The sequence below is a fragment of the Haemophilus parahaemolyticus genome (assembly GCF_002015035.1).
Lineage (GTDB): Bacteria > Pseudomonadota > Gammaproteobacteria > Enterobacterales > Pasteurellaceae > Haemophilus_A > Haemophilus_A parahaemolyticus.
Genome location: NZ_MUXY01000001.1, coordinates 720,399 through 739,570, shown reverse-complemented (window position 1 = coordinate 739,570; position 19,172 = coordinate 720,399). Strand labels below are relative to the sequence as shown.

Annotated in this window: 19 protein-coding genes; 7 read left to right on the top strand and 12 right to left on the bottom strand. The window is 39.8% G+C overall.

All coding sequences use genetic code 11. The features are described from left to right. Position 1 precedes the first annotated feature (1 nt). Together B0185_RS03615 and B0185_RS03610 are read left to right on the top strand one after the other, a co-directional pair. Positions 2-628 (top strand): DUF1007 family protein, encoded by a 627-nt coding sequence (locus B0185_RS03615; protein WP_005706661.1) that lies wholly within the window; start codon positions 2-4, stop codon positions 626-628. Further along, a complete protein-coding gene (locus B0185_RS03610) occupies positions 610-1,587 on the top strand; it encodes a nickel/cobalt transporter (RefSeq protein ID WP_005706656.1) in 978 nt (325 codons plus the stop codon). Before B0185_RS03615 ends, B0185_RS03610 begins: the two co-directional genes overlap by 19 nt. A gap of 73 nt (positions 1,588-1,660) precedes the next feature. Here B0185_RS03610 and B0185_RS03605 read toward each other — a convergent pair whose 3' ends face one another. After that, positions 1,661-2,437 (bottom strand): FNR family transcription factor, encoded by a 777-nt coding sequence (locus B0185_RS03605; protein ID WP_005706691.1) that lies wholly within the window; start codon positions 2,435-2,437, stop codon positions 1,661-1,663. 222 nt (positions 2,438-2,659) lie between these two features. Here B0185_RS03605 and B0185_RS03600 point away from each other — a divergent pair, with 222 nt between their 5' ends. The 4 genes from B0185_RS03600 to galU all read left to right on the top strand — a co-directional run bounded on the left by B0185_RS03600 (position 2,660) and on the right by galU (position 7,226). Then, the gene (locus tag B0185_RS03600) at positions 2,660-3,085 is read left to right on the top strand and encodes a universal stress protein (RefSeq protein ID WP_005706679.1); all 426 of its coding nucleotides are present in this window, start codon (positions 2,660-2,662) and stop codon (positions 3,083-3,085) included. Positions 3,086-3,309: 224 nt separating this feature from the next. Further along, positions 3,310-5,934 (top strand): alanine--tRNA ligase, encoded by a 2,625-nt coding sequence (gene alaS, locus B0185_RS03595; protein ID WP_039863267.1) that lies wholly within the window; start codon positions 3,310-3,312, stop codon positions 5,932-5,934. 81 nt (positions 5,935-6,015) lie between these two features. Then, positions 6,016-6,198, top strand: a complete 183-nt coding sequence (gene csrA / locus B0185_RS03590) for a carbon storage regulator CsrA (protein ID WP_005706740.1) — start codon at positions 6,016-6,018, stop codon at positions 6,196-6,198. Positions 6,199-6,338: 140 nt separating this feature from the next. Then, positions 6,339-7,226, top strand: a complete 888-nt coding sequence (gene galU / locus B0185_RS03585) for a UTP--glucose-1-phosphate uridylyltransferase GalU (protein ID WP_005706729.1) — start codon at positions 6,339-6,341, stop codon at positions 7,224-7,226. Positions 7,227-7,286: 60 nt separating this feature from the next. On the opposite strand, the gene B0185_RS03580 is transcribed toward galU, so the two are convergent. From B0185_RS03580 to tkt, 3 genes are all read right to left on the bottom strand, one after another. Continuing rightward, a complete protein-coding gene (locus B0185_RS03580; protein WP_005706670.1) occupies positions 7,287-7,850 on the bottom strand; it encodes a YqgE/AlgH family protein in 564 nt (187 codons plus the stop codon). 12 nt (positions 7,851-7,862) lie between these two features. Next, a complete protein-coding gene (gene rsmE, locus B0185_RS03575) occupies positions 7,863-8,594 on the bottom strand; it encodes a 16S rRNA (uracil(1498)-N(3))-methyltransferase (RefSeq protein ID WP_039863270.1) in 732 nt (243 codons plus the stop codon). Positions 8,595-8,778: 184 nt separating this feature from the next. Then, positions 8,779-10,776, bottom strand: a complete 1,998-nt coding sequence (gene tkt, locus B0185_RS03570) for a transketolase (RefSeq protein ID WP_039863272.1) — start codon at positions 10,774-10,776, stop codon at positions 8,779-8,781. A 296-nt stretch (positions 10,777-11,072) separates the two neighbouring features. Between tkt and rpmE the strand changes: the two genes are divergently transcribed. After that, positions 11,073-11,285 carry a 50S ribosomal protein L31 gene (gene rpmE, locus B0185_RS03565; RefSeq protein ID WP_005706713.1) on the top strand — a complete coding sequence of 71 codons (213 nt, stop codon included), beginning with the start codon at positions 11,073-11,075 and terminating at the stop codon, positions 11,283-11,285. A gap of 145 nt (positions 11,286-11,430) precedes the next feature. Here the strand turns inward: rpmE and B0185_RS03560 are convergent, their stop codons facing one another. From B0185_RS03560 to purM, 8 genes are all read right to left on the bottom strand, one after another. After that, a complete protein-coding gene (locus B0185_RS03560; protein WP_005706647.1) occupies positions 11,431-12,696 on the bottom strand; it encodes an inorganic phosphate transporter in 1,266 nt (421 codons plus the stop codon). Between the two features lie 10 nt (positions 12,697-12,706). Next, positions 12,707-13,387, bottom strand: a complete 681-nt coding sequence (locus B0185_RS03555; RefSeq protein WP_005706657.1) for a TIGR00153 family protein — start codon at positions 13,385-13,387, stop codon at positions 12,707-12,709. 211 nt (positions 13,388-13,598) lie between these two features. Then, complete coding sequence (locus B0185_RS03550; protein WP_005706690.1) at positions 13,599-14,357, bottom strand: iron ABC transporter ATP-binding protein; 759 nt, start codon at positions 14,355-14,357, stop codon at positions 13,599-13,601. Next, positions 14,354-15,295, bottom strand: coding sequence for an iron chelate uptake ABC transporter family permease subunit (locus B0185_RS03545; protein WP_005706660.1), 942 nt, complete (start codon positions 15,293-15,295; stop codon positions 14,354-14,356). The genes B0185_RS03550 and B0185_RS03545 overlap by 4 nt, the downstream gene beginning before the upstream one ends. Continuing rightward, positions 15,292-16,242, bottom strand: a complete 951-nt coding sequence (locus B0185_RS03540; RefSeq protein WP_005706678.1) for an ABC transporter permease — start codon at positions 16,240-16,242, stop codon at positions 15,292-15,294. The genes B0185_RS03545 and B0185_RS03540 overlap by 4 nt, the downstream gene beginning before the upstream one ends. After that, complete coding sequence (locus B0185_RS03535) at positions 16,242-17,150, bottom strand: siderophore ABC transporter substrate-binding protein (RefSeq protein ID WP_005706667.1); 909 nt, start codon at positions 17,148-17,150, stop codon at positions 16,242-16,244. Before B0185_RS03535 ends, B0185_RS03540 begins: the two co-directional genes overlap by 1 nt. Before the next feature lie 159 nt (positions 17,151-17,309). Continuing rightward, positions 17,310-17,948 carry a phosphoribosylglycinamide formyltransferase gene (purN, locus tag B0185_RS03530; protein WP_005706731.1) on the bottom strand — a complete coding sequence of 213 codons (639 nt, stop codon included), beginning with the start codon at positions 17,946-17,948 and terminating at the stop codon, positions 17,310-17,312. A 54-nt stretch (positions 17,949-18,002) separates the two neighbouring features. Next, positions 18,003-19,037: a phosphoribosylformylglycinamidine cyclo-ligase gene (gene purM / locus B0185_RS03525; protein ID WP_005706664.1), complete on the bottom strand. Its 1,035-nt coding sequence runs from the start codon at positions 19,035-19,037 to the stop codon at positions 18,003-18,005. Positions 19,038-19,172: the final 135 nt, after the last annotated feature.

Genomic DNA, 19,172 nt, shown 5'->3' with positions numbered 1-19,172 from the left:
TATGAAGTATTTTATTACGCTCTTCTTTTCGTTCTTCTCAATTGGTGTCTTCGCCCATCCACACGCTTTTGTCGACCTGAAAACCCAAGCACTGATTGAAAATCAAACGCTAAAAGGCTTCCGTATGTCTTGGACGTTGGATGAAATTGCTTCTAGCACGTTAATTTATGAAATGCAGTCGAGTGCAGACCCTGTTAAAGCCAAGCAAGATTTAACTAAAGAGATGATTGATACGGCAAAGCAAGACCACTATTTCAGCTATCTCTACAATCAGAAAAACAATCTGATTCCTTTTACCGAAACGCCTTCTGATTACGGCTTCGTAGTGGAAAATAACCGCATTATTTTTTCGATGAACGTCTATCTAAGCGTGCCACAAAAACTGAGCATTGTGCCTATCACATTGATGAGTTACGAGCCAACCTACTATATGGCGATGGAGTATAATGACCAAAGTGATGTCTCTATTGATGATAAAAAATGTGAAATCAAAGTGGTGCAACCGAAAGTGGATGATACTTTGAAACTTTATGCCTCAAGTTTGGACAAAGATCAGACACCAGAAGATCAATCACTTGGGCGTGCCTTTGCCCAAAAGGTAGAGATGAAATGCAAAAATCAAAATTAACCGCTGCTTCTTTGATCGTGTTAGCCTTATTGGCAGTCGCTGTTTATTGGGTTTATCCGCTCTTGCTGCATAACGTGATACTGTGGCAAAAAGCGTTTAACTTACAACTTTCTAGCTCACTTAATCAGCTTAGTCAACAACATCAAGAAGCGGGTATTACCCTTATTCTTATTAGTTTTTTCTACGGTATTTTTCACGCTATAGGTCCTGGACACGGTAAGTTTATTCTCACGAGCTACTTAGCTTTAGAACAGTCGAAACTTAAACAAGCTGTCAAAATTAGCTTGGCATCTTCCATTGTGCAAGGGATCGTTGCTATTTTGCTAGTGTCGATTATCATTGTTGCCTTTACGCTTTCTCGCACATATTTCAATTTAACGCTTAAATGGGTGGAGCGGGGCAGTTTTATGCTGATGATTTTGCTAGGGGTTTATTGGATTTATCAAGCGTGGCAAGGCATTCGCCCGCCTAAATTGCAGATTAGAAAAATCAGTCTAATGCAAATGCCCCAAGAAAAAACACCGCTTGTTTCACATCACATTCATCATGAGCATTGTGGTTGCGGACATCAACATCTGCCTTCATCAGTACAAATGAACCAATCAACAGGTTGGAAAAGCCAACTTTTCTTGATTTTGAGTATTGGATCGCGCCCATGTTCTGGGGCAATTTTAGTGCTGTTTCTCTCTTATACGCTCAATATTTACCTTTGGGGCATATTGGCTACTTTAATGATGGCACTTGGTACAGGCATTACACTTACAATCTTTGCGTTGATTGTGATCTTTGCACGTCATAAAGCCGTGCAATTAAAAATGTGGTATTTCCCTGCTAAATTTAGCTTTCCGATAGCAAGTAGTTTGAAATTTTTGACCGCTTGCGTGCTGATTGGAATGGGTATTTTGTTATTACATAGTAGTTTTATTGAGGCTACTACAGGGACGATTTTTAGACGGTAGTTTATAGTTTCTTGCGACTATGTGTTGGTTGCACAATAAAACTGATAAATTTTATTTGTATTATGATTCCTATTTAACCAACATTGCTAACATCTTTTACTAGGATCTGGTTTTTTATTCCTGTAGCCATATCCGCTAACACATCCATTTGATTAATAGTAATGTATTTGCCTTGAACAGTAATCATACCTGATTTTTGGAAGCGTCCAAGTAAGCGGCTAATAGTTTCAATCGTTAAACCGAGATAATTACCAATATCTCCACGCGTCATCGTTAAACGAAATTCACGAGCAGAGAAGCCTCGAGCTGCGTAACGTTGAGATAGATTGTGTAAAAATGCAGCTAATTTTTCTTCTGCACTCATTTTGGAAAGTAACAAAATCATTTCTTGATCACTTTTAATTTCATTACTCATTAAACGCATGATTTGATGGCGGATTTTTGGCATTTTCCCTGCAAGATCATCAAGAATATCAAATGGGATTTCGCAGATCATTGCAGTTTCTAAAGCTTGAGCAAAACCAATGTGCTTCATATTCATGATAGCATCAAAACCGATGAGATCGCCTGGAAGATGAAAAGCCGTGATTTGTTCTTCGCCATTTTCGCTTAATGTATAGCTTTTTAATGTGCCAGAACGAAGGGCATAAATTGAGCGAAGTTCATCGCCAGATTGGAAAATAATTTGAGATTTTTGTACAGGTTTTTTACGCTCAATGATGTTATCAAGTTGAGTCAATTCATGTTCGCTTAACGTAAAAGGGAGGCAAAGTTGGCTAATACTGCAATTTTGACAGTGGATCGTACAGCCTGTTCTTCCTTGTGTTTTTGCCTCTGGCACAATTTTCATAACCATTTCCGCATAAATTCTATAAAAGTTTGATTTAACGCAAAGTCTAACATTTATTTTTGAATGAAGAAAGTATAACTTTTACCCCAAGAGAGTTAATTTTTCTTGTGAATTTATTCCAAAATTTTTCAAAAATGAGAAGTATCTCTCATTTTTCTTCGCAATTATTTGCTAATATACAAGCAACAAAAAGACCAATACAGGGACAATAAGGAGTCTATTATGTACAAACACATCTTAGTTGCAGTCGATCTTTCTGAAGAAAGTCTTGTTTTATTACGTAAGGGTGCTGGACTTGCAGAAAAATGTGGTGCGAAATTATCTGTTATCCACGTAGATGTAAATTTTTCTGATTTATACACTGGTCTGATTGATATTAATATGTCAGCCGTGCAAGATAATGTTTCAGTTGAAACAACGAAAGCATTAGATGAGCTTGCAAGCAAAATAAACTATCTTGTTTCAGAAAAACTTAATGGCACGGGCGACTTTTCTCAAGTGATAGAAGAAGCCGTAAGTAAATATGGCATTGATTTATTAATTACAGGGCATCACCAAGATTTTTGGAGTAAGTTTATGTCGTCAACTCGCCAGGTGATGAATAACGTTGCTATTGATATGCTTGTTGTCCCTCTTGATGATGAATAAGTCTTAATTTTACATTGGTTCATTTTATGCCGCTTGTAGTTAGAACAACTCAAGCGGTTATTTTTTGCTAAAAAATTGCTAAATTAGTAACAGATAAATAAAATTCATTGCTTTTATTGGATTATTTTTCACAAATTCGATTGAAAAGTGTGTAGAATAGTGCAGTTATAAATAAACGATTTGAGTAATTTTTTAGTCTTTAAACAGAACGAGCGTTAATTAGAATGAAAACGACATCGCAAATTAGACAGTCCTTTTTGGATTTTTTCCATAGCAAAGGACATACTGTAGTAGAAAGTAGTTCGTTAGTTCCTGAAAACGATCCTACTTTGCTTTTTACCAATGCCGGTATGAACCAATTTAAAGATGTTTTTCTCGGTGTAGAAAAACGCCCTTATACTCGTGCAACGACAGCACAACGCTGTGTGCGTGCAGGTGGTAAACACAACGATTTAGAAAACGTAGGCTATACAGCTCGCCATCATACATTTTTCGAGATGATGGGTAATTTTAGTTTCGGTGATTATTTTAAACGTGATGCTATTCAATTCGGTTGGGAATTTTTAACTTCTCCAGAATGGTTAGCTTTGCCGAAAGAAAAACTTTATGTGACTGTTTATGAAACAGATGATGAGGCTTACGATATTTGGCATAACCTTGTAGGTGTGCCAGCAGATCACATCATTCGTATTGGCGACAATAAAGGTGCACCTTATGCTTCAGATAACTTCTGGGCGATGGGCGATACAGGTCCTTGTGGTCCTTGCACAGAAATTTTCTACGACCACGGTGAAAAATACTGGGGCGGTTTACCTGGTACACCAGAAGAAGATGGCGACCGTTATATCGAAGTTTGGAACATTGTGTTTATGCAATTTAACCGCTTGGCGGATGGCACAATGGAAAAATTACCGAAACCATCAGTAGATACGGGGATGGGGTTAGAGCGTATGACTGCGGTAATGCAGCACGTAAACTCAAACTATGAAACAGATATTTTCCAAACCCTAATCAAAACAACAGCGGAATTATTGGGTGTTAAAGATTTAGACAATAAATCATTACGCGTAATTGCAGACCACATCCGTTCTTGCTCATATTTAATTGCAGACGGTGTTATACCTTCAAATGAAGGCCGTGGCTACGTTCTCCGTCGTATTATCCGTCGAGCAGTGCGTCACGGTAATTTATTAGGTGCAAAAGAAGCATTCTTCTATAAATTAGTACCAACACTTGCAGAAGTAATGGGGCACGCAGGTGAAATCGTTGCACAGAAACAATCTTTCATCCAACAAACATTAAAAGCAGAAGAAGAGCAATTTGCTCGCACTCTAGAGCGTGGTTTAGCACTGCTTGAAGATGCATTAGCGAAAGTGGAAGACAAAACCCTTTCAGGTAAAGTAGCATTCAAACTTTATGATACTTACGGCTTCCCGCTTGATTTAACCGCTGATGTTTGTCGTGAGCGTGATATTTTAATTGACGAAGCAGGTTTTGATGCTGAAATGACAGCTCAACGTGAGCGTGCAAAAGCAAGTAGTAACTTTGGTGCAGATTACAGCAATGTCATCAAGATAGACGGCATAACTGAGTTTGTCGGTTACGATCATGTAACAGCTGATGCAACTGTAGTTGGCTTATTCAGTCAAGGTAAAGCGGTTGATGTAATTCAATCTGGTGAAACTGCGATTATTATCTTAGACAAAACGCCATTCTATGCAGAAATGGGTGGTCAAGTGGGTGATAGCGGTCTAATCTCATCAGAAATTTGCCAGTTTAATGTTGCTGACACCCAAAAATATGGGCAAGTGTTTGGTCATTATGGTCAAGTAGAATCAGGCGAATTACGCATAGGCGATAAAGTTTCTGCTGAAGTGAATGCAACTCGTCGTCATAGCATTGAACTAAACCACTCAGCAACGCACTTATTACACTCTGCATTACGTGAAGTATTAGGTGAACATGTTGCTCAAAAAGGTTCATTAGTCAACGAAAACGGCTTACGTTTTGACTTCTCTCAACCAGAAGCAATCACTAAAGTTCAACTTGAAGAAATTGAGCGTATTGTAAACCGTAAAATTCGTGAAAACATCCCTGTCATCATTGAAGAAATGGATATTGACTCTGCAAAAGCAAAAGGTGCAATGGCTCTCTTCGGTGAAAAATATGGTGATGTAGTACGAGTGGTTGAAATGAGCGAATTTTCAATTGAACTTTGTGGTGGTACACACGTCCAAAGTACAGGAGACATTGGTTTCTTTAAACTCACCTCTGAAGGTGCAGTTGCAGCAGGTGTTCGCCGTGTTGAGGCAATTACGGGCGAAATAGCACTTGCTTGGATTCATCAATTACAACAAGTATTACAACACTCTGCAGAATTATTAAAAGCAGATAACACCTCACTTGTGGAAAAAATCCAACAATTACAAGACAAATCAAAACGCACTGAAAAAGAGTTACAACAACTTAAAGACAAACAAGCTGCTCTTGCAGGCTCTGAAATTGCTAAACAAGCTCAGCAAATCAATGGCGTAAATGTGGTGGTAACTCAATTAGACAATGCTGAAGCGAAAACCCTAAGAACGATGGTTGACGACTTGAAAAATCAGCTCGGAAGTGCCATAGTTGTTATAGGAACAGTAGCTGATGAAAAAGTGAACTTAATTGTAGGAGTAACCACTGATTTAACTTCAAAAGTGAAAGCTGGCGAGTTAGTCGGTGAAATGGCAAAAAAAGTCGGTGGTAAGGGTGGTGGCCGTCCAGATATGGCAATGGCTGGCGGTTCTGAACCACAAAATTTATTACAAGCACTGAACTTTGCACAAGAATGGATTCAAGCAAAATTATAATTTAATACCTAGGTAGGGAAGAATGAATCAGACTTGCCTTGACCTTAAAATTTTATTGGGTCTTTTATCTTGGAGGTAGCAATGCTTATTTTAACTCGGAAAACAGGAGAAAGTTTACTCGTAGGAGATGACGTAGAAATTACCGTACTTAGTGTACGAGGAAGTCAAGTAAAGCTAGGTGTGAATGCACCGAAAGATATTGCAGTTCATAGACAGGAAATCTATCAAAAAATTAAAGATACTGAGTCACAACAATCTGAGTAACTAATAATAAGAAAGAAAATTATTTGAATTTTAGATTATCGGATCATTGTATTCTACTTGAATATCTAAGCAATATATTTGATAAAAGAACCACTTACAGTATAATGTAAGTGGTTTTTTATATAAAAAAAGGAATAAAAATGAAAGTAATTATCCCTGTTGCAGGTTTAGGAACTCGTATGCTACCTGCAACGAAAGCTATTCCAAAAGAAATGCTTACTGTTGCAGATAAGCCATTAATTCAATATATCGTCAATGAATGTGTAGCTGCAGGCATTAAAGAGATCGTCCTAGTGACTCATTCTTCAAAAAATGCCATCGAAAACCATTTTGATACGTCGTTTGAATTAGAAACGATGTTAGAAAAGCGTGTTAAGCGTCAATTACTTGAAGAAGTTCGTTCTATTTGCCCTAAAGATGTGACTATTATGCATGTCCGTCAAGGGAACGCAAAAGGCTTAGGTCATGCGGTTTTATGTGGTCGTACTGTAGTGGGTAACGAACCATTTGCGGTTGTGTTACCTGACGTGATTTTGGCTGAATTCAGTGCAGATCAGAAAACTGAAAATTTGGCTGCAATGATTAAACGTTTCAATGAAACAGGTTATAGCCAAATTATGGTGGCACCAGTGCCAATGGATGAAGTAAGCAGCTATGGTATTGCAGATTGTAATGGTGTTGAAATTCCAGTGGGTGGTTCAGCTGAAATTGTTAAAATGGTAGAAAAACCATCAAAAGAAGAAGCCCCATCTAACCTTGCGGTAGTAGGTCGTTATGTATTTTCATCCGCAATTTGGGATTTATTAGAAAAAACACCAGCAGGTGTAGGTGATGAAATTCAATTAACTGATGCGATTGATATGTTAATTGAACAAGAAACCGTTGAAGCATTCCATATGACTGGTAAAACATTTGATTGTGGTGATAAACTTGGTTATATGCAAGCATTTACAGAATACAGTTTACGTCATGATAAATTTGGTAAAGAATTTAAAGAATATATTAAATCTTTAGCATCAACTCTTTAAAGTGGTATAGTAGAATAAAGGGTAGTTATTTACTACCCTTTGTTGCTTGGATAAATACGTTTATGCTCGTCCAGCACTTCCTAATACTCCCGATGAAATGCCCATCATTTCGTTGGCTTCTAACCAGCGGTCAAGATAACCTGTTTTGAATAAAGTTTTGTTGTTGGATTCAGAATAAATCCACATATTCTGGGCGATTTCTTGTTGTAGTTGTTCGCTATTCCAAGTAGAGCAACCTAAACAAATAATAAAGTGTTCAGGTGCATCTGTTGTGCCTAAGGTATCCAACACATCGCCCGATGTGGTTAGCATAATGTCATCTGTGATTTTATAAGAGTGCAAGAAAGATTGTGCTGTTTTGGTGTGGACAATAAAGCCGCGATCTTGGCTTACAGGACCACCGCTTAATACCATCTGATCTTTTTTGTAATCACGTTGATTTGCCATTTGGAAATCCATTCTAGTGAGCAATTCCAGTACAGATAAATCGGTTGGCATATTGATGATTAATCCCATGGCTCCGTTGTTATTGTGTTCACAAATATAAACAACGGCACGATCAAAATAAGGATCGTCCATATCTGGGGTTGCAATTAAAAATTTACCTTGTAAGTTTCCTAACATTCTCTTTTCTCGTTAAATATCACCAAAGCAGACTTGTAAAGCGGTAATTGCTGCGAGGGAGGCAGTTTCTGTGCGTAATACTCGTTTGCCCAATAACACCTCAGTAAAGCCTTCTGCCTCTGTCATCGTAATCTCTTCGGGAGAAAGCCCGCCTTCAGAACCAATGAGCAATCGCACGCCCTCTTTCGGCATATTCGGCAATTGACGGATCGTATATTGGGCTCTTGGATGTAAATTCAACTTAAGCATGCCATCTTGCTCTTTGCACCAATCAGTAAGTTTCATCATTGGACGAATTTCAGGGATTTCATTACGTCCGCATTGCTCACAAGCCGCAATCGCAATTTTCTGCCATTGTTGTAATTTTTTATCTTGGCGTTCTTCGTTTAATTTTACACCACAACGCTCCGACCAAAGAGGTGTAATGGTTTTTACGCCTAACTCTACGGATTTCTGAATGGTAAACTCCATTCGATCACCACGTGAAATCACTTGTCCTAAATGAATATGCAAAGGCGATTCGCGATCATCTAATTCACTAGAGTGAATTTTTGCAATAATTTGTTTTTTTTCGACCGCTTGTAACGTGGCGTGAAAGATATGGTTAGATCCATCAAATAAAATAATGGTATCGCCCTCATTCATTCTCAATACACGCCCAACATGGTTGGTGGCATCTTCGCTTAGAATACAGCTTGTTTGATTTGCTATTGGAAAGGGATGATAAATTCTAGGTATTCTCATAATAAAAGGTTACAGGTATATTTTACTAAGAAAAAGCCGCCATATACCACGTACGTTTAATAACCTACGGCATATACAACGACTTTCTATTTACTTGAATATTAGATTTGTGGATCTTAAGTAATTATTCCTAAGTTCGCACCACATCTACTATTTTAACGTGAAATATATACTCTGTATAGAATTACAAAATCTCTTTCGCTTTTGTTACAACGTTTTCAACGGTGAAACCGAAGAGTTTGAATAACTCGCCTGCCGGTGCGGATTCACCGAAGCTATTCATACCTATGATACGACCTTCAAAGCCCACATATTTGTACCAGAAGTCGGACAATTGTGCTTCAATAGCAACACGTTTAGTCACTGAACGAGGTAATACTGATTCACGGTAAGCCTCATCTTGCTTATCAAACACGTTGGTGCTTGGCATTGAAACCACGCGTACTTTTTTACCTTCAGCTTCTAACACTTCTGCTGCTTTCACCGCTAATTCAACTTCAGAACCTGTTGCGATTAGGATTAAATCTGGCGTACCTGCTGCATCTTTTAACACATAACCACCCCGTGCTACATTCGCTAATTGCTCTGCAGTGCGATTTTGTTGTTGAAGATTTTGACGGGTGAAGATTAACGCACTTGGACCATCATGACGCTCAACGGCAGCTTTCCACGCAATTGCAGATTCTACTTGGTCAGCTGGACGCCACGTTTCAAGATTTGGAATGTAGCGTAATGCTGCAGTCTGCTCAACTGGTTGGTGAGTTGGACCATCTTCACCTAAACCGATTGAGTCGTGCGTATAAACGAATAACACGCGTTGTTTCATCAATGCTGCCATACGTACAGCGTTGTGAGCGTACTCATAGAACATTAAGAAGGTCGCCCCGTAAGGAATGAAACCACCGTGTAAAGCAATACCATTCATAATCGCAGACATACCAAACTCACGTACGCCGTAGTTGATGTAGTTACCATCGACATTGTGATCTGCACGAATAGGTTTAGAGCCAGACCATAACGTTAAGTTTGAGCTAGCTAAATCTGCCGAACCACCTAAAAACTCTGGTAACACGTGAGCGTAAGCTTCAATCGCATTTTGTGAGGCTTTACGGCTTGCAATGTTTGCAGGATTTGCCTGTAATTTTTCGATAAATGTTTGGCTTTCTGCTTCCCAATTTGCTGGTAATTCACCACTCATACGGCGTTTAAATTCTGTTGCCAATTCTGGATAAGCGGTTGAATATGCTGTAAATTTTGCATCCCAAGATTGTTCTTCTTCAGCACCTTTTGCTTTTGCATCCCACGCTGCATAAATATCTGCAGGAATTTCAAATGGCTCATATTCCCAGTTTAAAAATTCGCGTGCTGCTTTAATTTCTGCTTCTCCTAATGGTGCTCCGTGGCAGTCATGCGAGTTACATTTATTTGGTGAACCGTAACCGATAATGGTTTTACAGATAATTAACGTTGGACGTTCTTTCTCGGCTTGTGCATTTTCAATCGCAAATTTAATTTGCTCAGGATCGTGACCATCGACATTACGGATTACTTGCCAGCCATACGCTTCGAAACGTTGTGCTGTGTCATCGCTAAACCAGCCATCTACGTGACCATCAATAGAGATATTATTGTCGTCATAGAAAGCAATTAACTTTCCTAAACCTAATGTGCCTGCAAGTGATGCTGCTTCGTGTGAGATCCCTTCCATCAAGCAGCCATCACCTAAGAATGCGTAGGTGTAGTGGTTCACAATGTCGTGGCCTTCACGGTTAAATTGTGCTGCTAGGGTTTTCTCTGCAATCGCCATACCTACCGCATTGGTAATACCTTGACCAAGTGGCCCTGTGGTAGTTTCAACACCTGGAGCATAACCATATTCAGGGTGACCTGGCGTTTTTGAGTGTAATTGACGGAATTGTTTTAAATCTTCAATAGAAAGGTCGTAGCCTGTTAAGTGTAAAAGGCTATAAATTAACATTGAACCGTGACCATTTGACAGCACAAAGCGGTCGCGATCTGCCCATTTTGGATTGTTTGGGTTATGTTTTAAAAAATCACGCCATAATACTTCTGCAATATCTGCCATACCCATTGGTGCACCAGGGTGACCAGAATTGGCTTTTTGGACGGCGTCCATACTTAATACACGAATCGCATTTGCTAAAACTTTACGCTCAGCCATCGTCATTCTCCCGTTCATTTTGATTAAATTAAGATTATTTTTGATTGCTCGTGATTGTAATCAAGTTTATTTCAAAACTCAAAAAAATCATCTACTTTTTGTGATCTAGCTCACATAAATTCTGCATTAAATTAGCGGTTGATCTTCGCTCAACTTTCACTTAGAATACGCACTCTTTTAGGCGTTAAGCATAAGCTTAACATATTATTAATCACATATGGTACTTATCAGCGGTTCAATTATAATAATAGTTGAAACAAGATAAGTGGCGATATGGCTTCTTATGAGGTTCTCCAATGAAACAAGGTATTCACCCAGAATATACTGAAATTACTGCAACATGTTCATGCGGTAACGAAATCAAAACTCGCTCAACAGTGGGTAAAAACTTAAACCTAGACGTTTGTGGCAACTGCCACCCATTCTATACTGGTAAACAACGTGTTGTTGATACTGGTGGTCGTGTTGAACGCTTCAACAAACGTTTCAGCATTCCAAGCACAAAATAATTTAGATTGTGTGAAAAAGAACCTCGCATTTGCGAGGTTTTTTTGTCTGCTATGCTTTTTTAATGTTAAGATGTGCAGATAAGAAAAATGAGGCTGAATTTTATTTAAATTCAGCCTCATTTTTTCTTATTACAATTTTATTTAATTAGTGAAAGATAGCGTGCAAGATATAGTAAATAATAATTGAAAGTACTGCACCTGCTGGTAAGGTAACAAACCACGATGCAACGATATTACGGATAATACCTAAGTTTATTGCCGCGATACCACGAGCGAAACCAACACCTAGAATTGCCCCTACTAAAGTTTGTGTAGTTGAGATGGGTAAACCAGTACCAGATGCAAGAACTACAGTAATAGCACAAGCAAATTGTGCGGCAAAACCACGGCTTGGTGTGAGCTCAGTAATTCCCGTCCCTACAGTTGCCATCACTGATTTACCCATTACCGCTAAACCAAAGCCCATACCTACAGCACCAAGAGGCAATACCCAGGCTGCCATACGAGTTGGACCTTCAACTAAACCGCCTTGTCTAATAATAGCTTCAACAGCTGCAAGTGGGCCGATTGCATTAGCCACATCGTTTGAACCATGTGCGAAAGCCATTGCACAAGCGGTTAAAAGCATCAAAATACTGAATATTTTTTCAACGCCACTGAAGCCACTTTTATCTTTCACTTTATTCTCAAAAGTGCGACTACGAAAATAAAGCACACCGATTACGCCAGCGATAATAGCTAAGCCAAGTGAAATACTAAAAGTTTGCCAGCCAGTTAAGTTAAGACCAACGTGTTTTAAACCTTTTGAGATAGTTACAATACAAAGAATAAAAATGGTAACAGCCATATAGAATGGGCCATATTTCTTTGCTTGTTTGAACGGTTCTGTGCGGTTAAAGATCAGTTTTTGTGAGTTCACGAAAATCACGAAAGCAATAATTCCAGCCAGCACAGGGGTAATGAACCAACTACCTACAATCCCTGTGAGTTGTCCCCATTGAATTGAGCTAGCACCAACGGTAACCAAAGCAAAACCAATTACTGCACCAATAATAGTGTGCGTGCCTGAAACAGGCCAGCCCATTTTAGTTGCAACAATCAGCCAAACACCTGCCGCACAAAGAGAAGACATCATCCCAAGTACTAAAATTTCAGGCATGTTAGTAAAAGTATCAGGCTGGATAATACCACTTTTAATGGTATCAGCCACTTCACCACCTGCAAGATAAGCTCCTGCAAGTTCGAAAATCATTGCGATAATAATTGCTTGTTTGATGGTTATTGTGCCTGAGCCTACAGAAGTTCCCATTGCATTTGATACATCATTTGCACCAATACCAAACGCCATTAAAAAGCCTAAAACAGCTGTAACAATCACTAAAATTGAGCCGTATTCTTGTAAAAGTTCCATCAGTTGTCTCCTACGCTTTTGCAAGCATCAGCTCGATTCTCGAACCAATACGCTGAGCTTGATCTGCTAAGATGCTGATTCGCTCAATACATTTATATAAAAACATAACATCAATAGGGTTTAATTCCGCTTCTAAGCCGAAAAGCGTACGACGTAGGGCGATTTGAAGTTGATCCGTATCATCTTCGATTTTATATAGCTCTAAAATCATGTCATTCACGAAGTGGCGTTCTCGACCTCGGAAACCTGTTTCAAGCAACTCATCAAGCTCACCTAATACTTTGCGTACTTGGCGACAAGAATCGAGGCTACGGAAGATAAATTGACGAAATGCGGGTTGCATAATTTCTGGCACTTCCAGATGACGGCCAATAACACGAGTTGCGATATCTTTTGAATAGTTTGCTAATTTATCCAGTTGCGTAACAATTTCTAATAAATCTGAGCGTTCAACGGGAAGAAATAATCCGCGAGGTAATTTTAATCGAATCTCACGTTTGAGGAGGTCAGCATTACGTTCTAATTCCACAATATGGTTTCGAATTTCTTCTGCTGCATCCCAATCGTGATTGAAAGAGGCTTCAAAAAAGGGGTCTAACAACTCACTGCATTCAGTTACTTTTACAGAGAGTTGTTTGAGAGGTTTGAGTGGCGATTGTGCGAATAAACCTAAAATGTTATTCATTGCCATAAAATTTCTCCATTATAATGAATTTAAAATGATCTTGCTGTGAAAAGTAGACAAAATCGCCTATATTTTACTTAATGTTATTGGAAAGATCACGGGGTAATTGCGGTAGGGACTTGTACAAGCGGTTAAATTTTGCAAAAGTTTTGTAGAATTTAACCGCTAGGATGATTTGAGATTAGCTATAAACGGAGAAATTAATAAATTTTTTAAATCAAATATGATGCACCACCAATCTTTTTCCTTGGTGTTTCAACACTTCCGCATCCAAACCAAATATGTTCTTTAGATGCTCGGTTGTGATGATTTCTTCAGGTGTGCCTATCATCACAATTTCTCCATTTTTCATCGCTACAATCGTATCGGCATAAGCTGCTGCCATATTGATGTCGTGCACGACCATTACGGTGGTTAAGGCAAGTTCATCAGTCAGTTTTCTCAACAATCGCATTAACTCACGGGCATGGAACATATCAAGGTTATTGAGCGGTTCATCAAGCAATACGTGGCTAGTTTTTTGGCAGAAGGTCATTGCAATTAAGGCTCGTTGGCGTTGCCCACCTGAGAGTTCATTCAAAAAACGGTTGGTAAGATGGAGTAGCTCAAAACGCTCAAGGGCTTCAGCTACAATTTCATGATCAAGCGGTTGAATTTTGCCTTGATGATGCGGATAACGCCCGAACATCAGCAAATCTTGCACAGTAATGCGGCTGTGGATCACGTTGTCTTGGGTTAAGATCGCCAAATGCTGTGCAATAGTGCGAGAATCGGTGGTCGCAATATTGTAATTATCTAGCAAAACTTGACCGCTTTGAATCGGGTTTAAACGGGCTATGAGCGAGAGCAGGGTAGATTTGCCCGCACCGTTTGCACCCACAAGAGCAGTAATACCCCCATTTGGAATAGAGAGGTTAATGTTTTTTAGAATCGGACTTTGCCCGATGTGATGGGAAAGATTTTTAACTTCGATCATTTTTGTTTTTTGAGCATTAAATAGATAAACACGATGCCACCTAAGAATTCGATCACGACACTTAGCACACCTTGTAATTTGAACAGTTGTTCAAACACCGCTTGCCCTAATACCAACGTGATGGCGGAGATGATGAATGTGAGCGGAATACGAATAGCGTGTTGCATTGTTGGGCTGATGGCGTTCACAATGGCACAAACCAGTAATCCTAAAAAGAGGATTGGCCCGACTAAAGCGGTGGACACCGACACCAACAAGGCACAGCAGATGAGTAGTTGATGTGAAAAGCGGTTGTAGTTAATACCTAAACCAATGGCTTTGTGTTTTCCGAGCATCAATACATCTAGCTTGTGGCGTTGTGTCCAAATCCAGATACTACTTAGTAAGGCGATGATGATTCCGATGGTTAAAAGGGTTGGATTGGCACTATTAAAGCTCGCAAAAGAGGAGCTTTGTGCGACGGCAAATTCTTCGGGGTCGATCATACGTTGCAAAAGGTTGTTCACACTACGAAAGAATACGCCAAACACCACACCAATCAACAACATTCGGGCGATGTCGGCATTGTCTTTGGTGAGCGTACGGAATAGCAATAGAGCGGCACCAAGCATCAGCAAGGTTTCAAACGCAAATTTGTTTGCAATCGGAAGTTGAGTAAAACCGAGTCCACCGAGCAAAAACACGAGTACGGTTTGAAGCAGCAAGTAGAGCGAGTCAAATCCCAAAATACTTGGCGTTAAAATCGGGTTGTTCGTCAGCGTTTGAAATAATAAGGTTGAAACGCCAATGGTGTATGCTACCGTCAGCAATAACAACAGTTTTTTGCCACGAAACGGCAGAATAAAATCCCAATTCCCGTTGCTGTTAAACAGCATAAAAAACAGACTGCTTGCAAGCAGAATCAGACTTGAAATAATCAAAACTCGGGATGTTTTCATACTTTTTTCCCCCTAAAGAGCAGATAGAGGAAAATCACTGTGCCGACGATGCCGAAAATCGTTGAAATCGGCACTTCAAACGGATCGTTTACCACTCGCCCGAGAATATCACATGTAAGAATGAGATTCGTTCCAAGTAACACCACAACAGGCAGATTCTGGCGAAGTCGATCGCCTGCCAGGCGTGAAACAATGTTCGGTACGACCAAACCAATAAACGGAATTTGCCCAATGGTGACGACAATTACCGCGGTAATCATGGCGACAATAATCAAGGCAATCCACGTCATTTGATGGTAGTTAATGCCAAGACTGGTGCTGATATTCTGTCCAAGTCCTGCGATGCTGAGTTGGTCAGCAAGAATGTAGATGATGACGGCTAAGGCTGCGGTCAGCCAAAGCAGTTCATATCTTCCTGCTAAAACGCCTGAGAAATCGCCTGCAAACCAAACGGAAAGTAGCTGCAAACTATCGGTTTCGTAGGCAATAAAGGTAGTTACTGCTTCAATAATATTGCCGAAAATAATCCCAACTAAAGGTAACATCAGTTTTTGATGGGGCGGTAGATTACGCATTAGCAGCATAAAAATTGCCATACCAATGAGTGCCGTTACGGTTGCAAACGACATTTTGAAAATGAGTGGCATTGCAGGGAAGCAAAGGCTTGCAATTAAAATCCCCACCGCTGCACTTTGGCTTGCCCCAATCATACTAGGTTCAATAAAACGGTTTTTCAGCACAATTTGCAGCACCATACCTGCCACGCTGAGCGTTGCACCAACAAGGATGACGGCAAGGGTGCGAGGTAAGCGGCTAATAAAGAAAAGTTGCGATTGCTCAGACTGGCTAAACAATTCGCTCCAATGAAAATCCGCTACCCCCACGGACATACTGAGGGGGCAGAGGATTAAAAGTAAAAAAAGATTAAAAAACGTGAGCTTTCGCATTATTTAGAGAAGGCTTGTTTGATGTGGTTAAGATCTAAACGCATTTGTTCTACGCTGCCAGCTGCAAGGTATGCTGAACTGCTGAGGTAAATGACGTGTCCGTTTTTCCATGCCTTTGTTTGATGGACTAATTCGTTATCTAACACTTCTTGTGCCGTTTTCCCTTCTTCACCAATGGCTGCGGTGCGGTCTAACACGAATAACCAATCTGGATTTACTTTTTGTAAGTATTCGAATGAAATTGGTGTACCGTGGTTTGCTCCTTTGGTGTTCACTTCAAATTTTGCTTCAGGAATATTAAGAGCAGAGTGAACCCAACCTAAGCGACCAACAGGGCCAAATGCGGACATTTTGCCACCATTAACAAGCACGATTAAGCCATTTCCTTTACCTTTTACCGCTTCTTTGGTTTCAGCGATTAAGGTTTCAAGCTCCGCTTTTAATTTTGCGGCTTCCGCTTCTTTATTGAATAATTTACCGTAGTTTTCGATATTGTTTAAACCACCTTGCAAAGTGTTCACTTCTTTCGGTGTGGTTACATCAATCGTCGTTGCAATATTTTTTAACTCATCGACTTTTTTTGCTGCACGGCTACCTACAATAATTAAATCTGGTTTTAAGCTGTTTAATGCTTCGTAATTTGGCTCAAAAACAGTACCGATATTCACCGCTTTTTCTGTCGCTGGTTTTAAATATGGCAAGGTACGAGCCACATCAGGACTACCTGCAACAGGTACACCTAAATGTGCAAGCGTATCAATTGCTGCAGCTTCAAATATAGCAAGTTTGGTTGGTGTTTGAGTGAAAGTAACATCACCACGAGCGGTCGGAATGGTCACATCTTTTGCAAATGAGAGAGAAGAGCAAGAGACAGCAAGGGCTAAGGTAAGTAGTGTTTTTTTGAACATAAATATTCCTATTAAATAGAAAATGACAGAAGGAGATCTTATTGAAAACAATTCTCAAGAAAGCTGTAATCTTACCCGATAATATTCGAAATAGGAAGATCTATAGATAAAAATGCTTGCTCACTACTTACCTTTAGTCAAGAGCTGGATATTTACAAGCTATTCAGCAGCATAGCCTTGTTTAGGCAGAAGTTTTCCATCTAAATAAGCCATCTTGTTTCTTAATTCGAGGCGTCCTTCGGTAAACCATTTAATCACAAGCGGATAAATTTGATATTCTTGCTCACGGGTTCTAGCTTCCACTTCTTCGATGCTATCTTCAGGGAAGATTGGTACTTTCGCTTGTAAAACAATCGCACCACCATCCACTTCTTCATTGACAAAATGAACGGTTGTGCCGTGTTCATTGTCGCCTGCTTCAATCGCACGTTGATAGGCGTTTAAGCCTGCATATTTAGGAAGAAGAGAAGGATGGATATTTAAAATTTTTCCTGCAAAGCGTTGAGTAAATTTTGGGGTAAGAATTTTCATATAACCAGCAAGGACGATCAAATCTACTGCTAGGCTTTGCAAATAATCGCCAATGGCGTCGTCCATTTCGAGGTTATTGGCAAAATTTTTGCGAAGAAAGACCGCTTGCGGAATCTGTGCTTGTTTGGCTCGAACTAAGCCGTAAGCATCATCTTTGTTACTTACCACACAAGCAATTTGGGCGGGAATATCGCCTGAATGGCAGGCATCAATAATAGTTTGTAAGTTTGTTCCCTGACCAGAAATAAGGACGGCAATTTTTTTCATTTTCTTCCTTATAGAAATCAGCCCAAAAGGGCTGAATTGAAATTTAAGATTTTATTATTGAATCTCAACCTGTGCTTCGCCTTCGCCAAGAGGTGCAATTTTGCCGATAACCCACGCTTTTTCGCCCGCTTGTTCAAGCAATGCAAGAGCGGTTTCAACCTCTTTTTCTGGTAATGCAATTACCATACCTACGCCACAGTTAAAAGTGCGGTACATTTCATAACGACTAATATTGCCTTTTTCTTGTAACCAGTTAAAGATCGCAGGCCATTGCCAACTTGATTCATCAATCACTGCTTTAGTGTTATCAGGCAATACACGCGGGATATTTTCCCAGAAGCCACCGCCTGTTAAGTGAGCAATGGCGTGAACTTCTGTCTGTTTGATCAGCTGTAAAATTGATTTTACATAGATTTTGGTTGGGGCTAATAAATGTTCACTAAGTGATTTGCTTTCCAATAAGTCCGCTGGATTTGCACCACTTACTTCAAGCACTTTACGAATTAACGAATAACCGTTTGAGTGTGCACCGCTTGAACCGAGTGCGATTAAGGTATCGTCCGTTTTCACTGCTGTGCCGTCAATAATCTCTGATTTTTCTACCACGCCTACGCAGAAACCCGCTAAGTCGTAGTCGCCTTCGTGGTACATTCCTGGCATTTCAGCGGTTTCGCCACCGACTAACGCACAGCCAGACATTTCGCAACCGTCTGCAATACCTTTGATCACACTTGCTGCCACATCAACGTCTAATTTCCCTGTAGCATAGTAATCTAAGAAGAAAAGCGGTTCTGCACCTTGTACGATTAAGTCATTCACACACATTGCCACTAAATCTTGACCAATGGTATCGTGTTTTTTCAAGTCAATCGCAAGGCGTAATTTTGTGCCAACGCCATCTGTGCCAGAAACTAAAATTGGCTCTTTATATTTGGTTGGTAAAGCACATAATGCACCGAAACCACCCAATCCGCCCATGACTTCAGGGCGGCGAGTGCGTTTTACATCGCCTTTGATACGTTCGACTAATTCATTCCCAGCGTGAATATCTACGCCAGCATCTTTGTAGCTCAGTTGTGTGTTGCTCACGATTAACCTCAATCAGTTGAAATAAAAATCGGGCAGATTATATCATCAAGCAAACGTTTGCGGAATAAAAATTTAAAGGATTGACTTATGTTTCAAATACAGTATTATTTTGAATGTAACAATTTTGTTACATTT

Excerpts from the sequence above, each read along its gene's own strand:
- csrA (WP_005706740.1), top strand. The coding sequence starts at position 6,016 with ATGCTTATTTTAACTCGGAAAACAGGAGAAAGTTTACTCGTAGGAGAT.
- B0185_RS03540 (WP_005706678.1), bottom strand. The coding sequence starts at position 16,242 with ATGCGAAAGCTCACGTTTTTTAATCTTTTTTTACTTTTAATCCTCTGC.
- rpmE (WP_005706713.1), top strand. The coding sequence starts at position 11,073 with ATGAAACAAGGTATTCACCCAGAATATACTGAAATTACTGCAACATGT.
- B0185_RS03545 (WP_005706660.1), bottom strand. The coding sequence starts at position 15,295 with ATGAAAACATCCCGAGTTTTGATTATTTCAAGTCTGATTCTGCTTGCA.
- tkt (WP_039863272.1), bottom strand. The coding sequence starts at position 10,776 with ATGGCTGAGCGTAAAGTTTTAGCAAATGCGATTCGTGTATTAAGTATG.
- B0185_RS03560 (WP_005706647.1), bottom strand. The coding sequence starts at position 12,696 with ATGGAACTTTTACAAGAATACGGCTCAATTTTAGTGATTGTTACAGCT.
- B0185_RS03535 (WP_005706667.1), bottom strand. The coding sequence starts at position 17,150 with ATGTTCAAAAAAACACTACTTACCTTAGCCCTTGCTGTCTCTTGCTCT.
- B0185_RS03605 (WP_005706691.1), bottom strand. The coding sequence starts at position 2,437 with ATGAAAATTGTGCCAGAGGCAAAAACACAAGGAAGAACAGGCTGTACG.
- B0185_RS03600 (WP_005706679.1), top strand. The coding sequence starts at position 2,660 with ATGTACAAACACATCTTAGTTGCAGTCGATCTTTCTGAAGAAAGTCTT.
- B0185_RS03580 (WP_005706670.1), bottom strand. The coding sequence starts at position 7,850 with ATGTTAGGAAACTTACAAGGTAAATTTTTAATTGCAACCCCAGATATG.
- B0185_RS03550 (WP_005706690.1), bottom strand. The coding sequence starts at position 14,357 with ATGATCGAAGTTAAAAATCTTTCCCATCACATCGGGCAAAGTCCGATT.
- B0185_RS03610 (WP_005706656.1), top strand. The coding sequence starts at position 610 with ATGCAAAAATCAAAATTAACCGCTGCTTCTTTGATCGTGTTAGCCTTA.
- alaS (WP_039863267.1), top strand. The coding sequence starts at position 3,310 with ATGAAAACGACATCGCAAATTAGACAGTCCTTTTTGGATTTTTTCCAT.
- B0185_RS03615 (WP_005706661.1), top strand. The coding sequence starts at position 2 with ATGAAGTATTTTATTACGCTCTTCTTTTCGTTCTTCTCAATTGGTGTC.
- rsmE (WP_039863270.1), bottom strand. The coding sequence starts at position 8,594 with ATGAGAATACCTAGAATTTATCATCCCTTTCCAATAGCAAATCAAACA.
- B0185_RS03555 (WP_005706657.1), bottom strand. The coding sequence starts at position 13,387 with ATGGCAATGAATAACATTTTAGGTTTATTCGCACAATCGCCACTCAAA.
- galU (WP_005706729.1), top strand. The coding sequence starts at position 6,339 with ATGAAAGTAATTATCCCTGTTGCAGGTTTAGGAACTCGTATGCTACCT.
- purN (WP_005706731.1), bottom strand. The coding sequence starts at position 17,948 with ATGAAAAAAATTGCCGTCCTTATTTCTGGTCAGGGAACAAACTTACAA.